3 protein-coding genes and 1 pseudogene are annotated in these 6,424 nt (G+C 58.2%); all 4 read right to left on the reverse strand.

From position 1 onward, the window contains the following. Positions 1–270, reverse strand: a pseudogene (locus tag Q0P52_RS19300) (transposase); the annotation flags it as partial. Positions 271–370: 100 nt separating this feature from the next. Next, the gene (locus Q0P52_RS19305) at positions 371–952 is read right to left on the reverse strand and encodes a hypothetical protein (protein WP_293766895.1); all 582 of its coding nucleotides are present in this window, start codon (positions 950–952) and stop codon (positions 371–373) included. Next, positions 949–5,547, reverse strand: a complete 4,599-nt coding sequence (locus tag Q0P52_RS19310) for an RHS repeat-associated core domain-containing protein (protein ID WP_293766897.1) — start codon at positions 5,545–5,547, stop codon at positions 949–951. Before Q0P52_RS19310 ends, Q0P52_RS19305 begins: the two co-directional genes overlap by 4 nt. 35 nt (positions 5,548–5,582) lie before the next feature. Next, on the reverse strand, positions 5,583–6,424 hold an 842-nt coding region (locus Q0P52_RS19315), incomplete at its 5' end, for a DUF2345 domain-containing protein (RefSeq protein ID WP_293766900.1).

Raw genomic sequence — 6,424 nt, forward strand, 5'->3', positions numbered from 1 at the left:
AGCATCAATTCCCAGATGCAGTTTGCGCCATTGGCGGCGGTAGTCAGCACCATGCATTTTCACCTTCCACTCGCTCTCTCCCATGATGGTGAGACAGAACTGGATGGTGGCATCGGAAAAAGTTGGCTGCCGTCCCCGTTTGCTGGTAGCTGGGGCCAACCCGTTCATGTCTTTGTCGAGCCCGAGAAGGAGCTGCCCTCGTTGCTTGAGGGGCTGGTTGTTGGACTGCTAGTTGATGGTTTGGTACTTGGGAGGAAGGTGCTTGCTCATGCGGTCACTCTACCGGACAGGCACAAGCCCTGATTTGTGCAAGAAAGCCCCACAGCAGGTAAATAATTTACGCACCGCACCACAGAAGCCTCATTTGAAATCACTCACTCCAAGTAAAATCTTCTGTCGAAATAATTTTAAACCCAGACATTTCCTCTTTCTTCAATTTCTCCGCCAAACCCATTGAAACAACCGGCTCAAAGAAATCAACATTCAATAGAAAAAACAAATCATAACCTCTCACTTTACAGCTATCAATTTGAAGGAGTTCACACTCAACAACCTTATCACTACCGTCAACATCCTTGAGAAATTTAGAATTTTCATAATCAAAAGCATCGACCCAGCAATCAAACTCTAGGAAAAAAAAATCCCCTTGCACTCTCTCACCTGAGTGGTAGAAAATTTCTGCGGGCACCGGATTAAATTTTGATTTAAAGCCTCCCCGCAACACTTCCAACAGCTTTCCAGACCCGACAAATCCAGCATTAACAGAAAACAAATCACGGTTCAATCTCTTCACATTCTTCACAAGTTTGACACGCGCAGTTGTTCCGCTCGGCAACTTTCTATCATGCCACAAATTCGAATACACCCCTTGGTCAACAGGTTCAAATTTAGCATCGCCATATACAAAAGGCAGATTATCATCAGAAGCCAGAACAAAGTATTTCATTTTCATAACATACACGTAGTATTTGCAGGACGCGGATCCGTAGTTTGAAGTCTTATCTTATCCTGTTCAAGATCAGACTTCATTTTCATCTCCACCTTACCAATTTTTGACAAAAGCTCATCATTACTCATTTGCTTTGGATTACCAATTTTATCCAACCTCTTTCTAGCTGATTCATAGTAGGCTGACAAGTGATTGCCACTATGCAATGGTTTACCTGAACTTAATGAATCTGCTTGTCGAGTCGGCAAAGCCACCCCATTTTCATTTCTATTAATATCATATATTCCTCTATCAGTCGCCTCTTTGATAACAGGGTGATCACCAAGCTGCTCAGCAATTAGATGGTGGCCCGCATACCATTTTGGACAGGGGCGTCCAGCTTTTTTCATATTATTCTTTACTGCTCTCCCGTTTTCTAATCCTAGTGGGTCAGTCCACTCAATAGGATTGGGGGCATACCCATGAGCATTAAATCCACCCAGCAACCCAATCGGGTCCCGCGAGATAAACCGCCCGATCTCCGGATCATAGTAGCGATAGCGGTTGTAGTGCAGCCCTGATTCATCGTCATGATACTGCCCCTGGAAGCGGAAGGGGTTGCGGATGCCAGCAGAGGCCGCCGCCTCGGCAATCACTTCCCGTGCTTCGCCCCAGGCCTTGTAATCCATTTCCAGCGCCAGCCGGCCTTGTTCGTCGGTAAGGGCTTGCGGGGTGCCGAGATGGTCGGCGTGGTAGTAGTACACCGCACGCGGGGCGGATGGCTCCGGGCCTGCCTTCAGCAGTGGGTCGCGGTCTGGGTCGTAGGGATTGTGCTGGCTCCATGCCGGCACTTTCACACCCTGGATGGCGTCGGTATGTACCTGGGCCAGCGGGATGAAGCTGCCGGGTTCGAACAGGTAATGCACTGCGGCGGCGTCGTGGGTTTCAAACGCCAGTACGTCGCCATCCCAGCCGTACAGGGTTGTCTTGCCCTGACTGAGCTTGGCGATGCGGCGGCCCAGCGGGTCATAGCGGTATTCGGTGCTGTCGCCACCCGGCGCTGTCAGCCGGCTCAGGCGGTTGTAGCCGTCCCATTCCAGCTGGGTGAGGCTGCCGTTGACGCGTTTTTCGATGAGGTTGCCGCGGTTGTCGTAGCGGTAGTGACGGCCGGCGTAGTGGCTCAGCAGATTGCTCAGCAGGCTGTTGTCCTGATGCCCGTCGGCTGCCGGGGTGTTGTCCAGCAGGTTGCCGGCCGGGTCGAAGCGGAAGCTTTCCACGCCTTTGGGGGTGGCGGCCTCCAGCAGGCGGCCTACCGGGTCGTAACGGTAGTTGATCTGGCCGCTGCGATTGTCGGCAATGCCGGTGAGCTGGCCGGCGGCATCGTACTGGTACTGGCGGCTCCATTGGGTGGCGCCACTCAGGCGCTGGCTGCTGAGGCGGCCGGCTTTATCGTAGGCCAGGGTTTGCTGCAGCGCATTGCCCAGCACGCGCTGGGTTTCGCGGTGCAGTTTGTCGCGCTCCAGATTCAGGATGTCGTGCTGGCCGAACAGCAGGCCGTGCACATGGCCGCTGCCGTAATTGAGCACGTCCACGCGATGGCCATCCGGGCGGAGCGTAGCGATGCGGTTGCCCAGTTCGTCGTACTCATGCCGCCAGCGGAAGGTTTGCCGAAGGCCGGCGACATGGTAACCGTGGTGTTCTTCGCTGACATTGCCGACCGGGTCGTAAACCCAGCGCAGGCTGGCATAGCGGTTTTTGGCTTTGAACAGGCGGCCGGCCGGGTCGTAGCCGAAATTTTCCTTGCTGCCCGGCGCGCTGCGTTCGATCAGGCGACCGGCGCGGTCGTAGCGGAAATGGGTGGAGACATCGCCTTCCTGCTGCTCGGCAAGGCGGCCGGCGTCGTCGTAGCGATAACGGGTGACAGCCCCATCGAAGCCGGTTTCCGCGGTCAGGCGGCCGCCATCGTCGTATTCAAACAGATAGTGACGGTGGTTTTCGTTGCGCAGGGAAATCAGCCGGCCCAGTTTGTCGTAGCGGTAGGCCAGCGCGTGGCCGTTGGCGTCGGTGCGACTTTGCAGGCGCCCGGCCTTGTCGTAGTCGTAATGTGTGCTGCGGCCCAACGGGTCGGTGATCTTGAGCAGGCGGGATTCGGCATCGTGCTCCAGCTGGGTGGCCTGGCCATCCGGCGATACCACGGCACGGAGGGCGCCGTTCTCGCCGTACTGATAGCGAGTGGTGCTGCCCATGGCGTCCACGATGAGCATGGTGCGGCCACGCTCATCGTATTGCCACTGGGTGACGCTGCCGGAACAGTCGGTATAGCTTTCCGGCAGGCCGTCGGGCCGGTAGGCGATTTTTTTGGCCCCGCCCTTGGCGTCGGTCACGGCAACCGGCAGGCCCTGTTCGTTGTAGGCGTACTTGGTCTTGTGCCCCAGCGGGTCGGTTTCTTCAATCAGCTGCCCCTTGTCGTCGTAGGCGCGCAGCCATTTCTCGCCCAGGGGGTCGGTGATTTCAATCAGGTTGTCCTGCTCGTCGTAGGCAAAAGCCACTTCGCTACCGTCCCGACGTTCGTGCAGCACCATATTGCCTCTGTCGTCATAGCTGAAGCGATCTTCGCTACCGTCAGGGTGCACATGACTGATGAGTCGCTTGTCTTCATCGAAATCGAACCACTCTTCTTTGTGGTCGGGATAGACGATGCGGTAGTTGTAGCCCTTTTCGTCGAAGTAGTACTCCGTGGTGCGGCCGTAGGCGTCTGTCACGTACGTGAGATCAATGTTGTCGTCCCAGGCCAGGCGCACTTCAAGGCTGCCGTCATCAGCGTATTCGCGAACCGCGCGCGCTTCGCTGTCAATGCCGTCCCACTCCAGCGAGATGCCGCGTCCCGTGCGGTCGGTGTAGCGGGTAACAAGGTGATGGCTGTACTGATAAGCCCAGCTTTGGTCATTCTCGTCCCAGGCTTCCACCAGGTCTCCGGCATCCGCCATCAGCGGATTGATATCGGTATAGCGATAGCGCGCCAGCACTCTGCCGCCGGTGCCTGCCTCCGGATTGCGAAGCGCAACGGCGACAATACGGCCAGCGGCATCATGGCGGATGTCCAGCACATGCCCGGCACTGCTGATGAGTTGCGAGAGCCGGCCCTGCGTGAAGCTCATGGCAATGCTGTTGCCGGCTCGATCCTTGATCATCGCCAGACGGAAGCAATCCCCCTGCTTCTCATACAGCTGGATCAGGTCATGACCAAAGGCTTGCGACAGCAAGGTGTCCGACAGCCGGGTCAGCGTATAGCCTTCGATGGCGTCTTTGTGGGAAAGCCCTTCGGCCAACAACGGGTACGCCAGCGTTCTGCCACTGCCGTCATGGTATTTGAGCTGCCCACCGTCGATATCGAAGCGGGAGAGGTAAGGCAAGGTCCAGCGCGCACCCAATTCGCCACGCTGGTCGTTGGCGGCAAAGTCGGATCGGTAACGACGGCTCCACACAATGGGCAACACGCCCGGCAAGCTGAAATCCGTGTGTTCGAATGTTTCCTCGCCAAACGCGTAACCAATGGCATGCCCTGAGGTGGCGCAAGAACATGGCGGGGCCGGCTTTTGCTTGGGCGCGAATCTGGCCGCCACCTCCTTGCCGGCTTGCGCCACTTTGGCGCTGACTGTCTTGGCGGCTTTGCCGACAACCGCGCCGGCTTTGACCGGCATGTGCTTGAGGAAGGCGCGCGCCAGTTTTTCCAACAAGGGCTTGAGGTGGCTGCTGTACATCTTCATCAGCATCTCGCCGAGCTTTGCCGCCCAAGTGGCAATGGCCGCGCCCAGCCGCTGCATCAGCCGGGCGGAAGCGGTGCCCTTCAACAAGCCATCCACCTCGTGCGCCGCCGTTACCATCATGCCGCTGGCCGCCTCCTGACCTGCCGAGGCCGCCGCCTTCTTGATGGCATGCAAATGCGCGCTGATGGTGCCCCATAATCCGTCGTCGTTGGTCTTTTCCAGGTTGTAGCGCACTGGCGAGTGCGGCACGTGCTGCTCGACATAACTGCCGAACTTGCCCGTGCCCATGCTGGTCAGCAAATCCGCGAAGCCCTTGAGCATCGTACCGCCCTTGACCCCGCACTCCTTCAGCTCCGCCTCGATCTTGCTGTCGACAAACTTGACCCACTCCGCCGGGGAGTTGCGATAACTGGCCGGCAACATGGAGATCAGCTTGGCGGCGAGGCCGGCTTCGATTTCCGCCTTGGCCCAATCCTTGCCAGCGCGCCGCAGGCTGGTGGCGCACAACTTCAGGGTTGGCCGAACGCCAGCCTTGAACAAACCGCCGGCTGCCGGCACCACGCCAACCAGATCCACACCCAGAAACAGCCAGTCGAACACGTCGACTTCTTCGCTGCGGTTGGATTTGTTGCACATGTCCACCACGTCCACGACCACATCGCCGATGGAAATCAGGTTGCCCACAACCGGGACAGCCGCAGCTACGGTTTTCAGCGTTTCAACCGACAGATGGCCATCGCTGATGCTGCGCAGCCATTTGTCGAAATCCTGACCGGTTTGCTCAAGCGCTTTGGCGGCGTTTTGTGGAGTAGCGGATAAAACGGCGACGGGACGGGCGGCAGCTGTTGTCATGATTTTTACGTATCAAAATTTATCGTGATGTCGGGTCAGATCAAGGAGGGCGTGGAGCCTGGCGCCGATGGCAGGCCCGGCTTCATGTTGCGGGCAGCGTCGAGCGTGGATTGCGCCCTACCGGCCATCTGCCGTACTTGGTCGGCTTGGGCAACCAGCGCTCCCGCTTGCCCGGCGATGCCTGCGGCCGCACCGGACATTGCGCCTGACGCCAACTGTCCTGCGTGCTCCATCAGATCGGGCCCCTTGCCCTGCATTAATTGATGTGCCATGCCTGCCATGCCCGCCGGCGCGCCGCCCAACAGGCTGTCCAACTGCTGCATGGCCTGGGCCTGAACCGCGGCGCCCGCCTGCTTCTCCAGTTTGGCCGCCATTTGCGCCGCGTCGTCGGGCGAAGGCACAAAGGGGAAAACGTCCTTTTTGTCTTTATGTGGACGCCCAAGGAATGCCACCTCTACCGGACCTTCCGGCAGACCGTGCACCATTGCTTTGCCGGCTTCGTCCAGCACGCCCTTGTGTTTGACGCCCAAGGCATCGGTCACCACGAACTTGCCCTGATTCATCGAGTAGCCATTGGCAAACTCGTGCAGCACTTGCAAGTTGCCGGTACCGGGTTTGGCAAAGGTCGGCATCGGCACACTAAGGCTGGCCGGCCCGGTCAGGCTGTGGCTGGCCCCTTTCACGCTGACGGCGCTGGGGCAGTGGATTTCGATATTGCCGCCGGCGATGCGGATGTAGCCGCCGCCGCTGGTCAGCAGGATTTCCTTGCTGGCGGCAAGGGTGACTGCGCCCTTGGCCGAGGTGATGGTAAGTTCGCGATCGGCCGTCAGCTCCATAGCGTCGCTCTGCGCCTGCACCTGCACCTTGCCCTTCGCCG

The sequence above is a fragment of the uncultured Aquitalea sp. genome, from assembly GCF_945957525.1.
Taxonomy (GTDB): domain Bacteria; phylum Pseudomonadota; class Gammaproteobacteria; order Burkholderiales; family Chromobacteriaceae; genus Aquitalea.

Excerpts from the sequence above, each read along its gene's own strand:
- Q0P52_RS19310 (WP_293766897.1), bottom strand. The coding sequence starts at position 5,547 with ATGACAACAGCTGCCGCCCGTCCCGTCGCCGTTTTATCCGCTACTCCA.
- Q0P52_RS19305 (WP_293766895.1), bottom strand. The coding sequence starts at position 952 with ATGAAAATGAAATACTTTGTTCTGGCTTCTGATGATAATCTGCCTTTT.